Below are 561 nucleotides of genomic sequence, written 5' to 3'. Positions count from 1 at the left end.
ACGGCCGACACATCGGCCAGACGTGCCAGCAGGTGCTGCTGCGTCAGCAGCAGGGCCGGGGCCGCATCGCTCACCATATACCCCAGGCGCGCGGCCGGATAGGCCGGATCGAGCGGCACATACGCCGCCCCTGCCTTCCAGACCGCCAGGATCGCCACCAGCATGTCCACCGACCGTTCGAGACAGATGCCCACCAGGGTTTCCCGGCCGATGCCGGCCTGGCGCAGGTAGCCGCCAAGCTGGTTGGCACGCCGGTTCAGTTCCGCATAGCTCAGGCTATCTTCCTCGCACACTACCGCCAGTTGCTGCGGCGTCCGCACCACCTGCGCCTCGAACAGCGCCCCCAGCGTGCCGACCGGATAGGCCGCCGGCAGGGGCCGGCTGGCCGCCAGCAGATTGCTACGTTCCTCAGCGTCCAGCATCGACAGCTCACCGATGCGTTCGTCCGGCCGGCGCACGATACTGCTAATCAGGCTTGTCAGGTGACGCGCCATACGTGCTACCGTCGCCGGCGCGAACAGCGCCGTATCATATTCCCACGCGGCGGCCAGCTCGCCTCCC

General features: G+C 68.3%; 1 protein-coding gene. It reads right to left on the bottom strand.

All coding sequences use genetic code 11. The features are described from left to right. Nucleotides 1-458 (bottom strand): AMP-binding protein (locus ACP7EG_RS27715; protein ID WP_426090253.1); only part of this gene is annotated, 458 nt, incomplete at its 3' end. Nucleotides 459-561: the final 103 nt, after the last annotated feature.

The organism is Janthinobacterium sp. PSPC1-1 (assembly GCF_049897625.1).
In the GTDB taxonomy this organism is placed as follows: domain Bacteria; phylum Pseudomonadota; class Gammaproteobacteria; order Burkholderiales; family Burkholderiaceae_D; genus Janthinobacterium; species Janthinobacterium tructae.
Note: the sequence above shows the minus strand (reverse complement) of the source record. Positions and strands in the feature narration are given on the sequence as shown.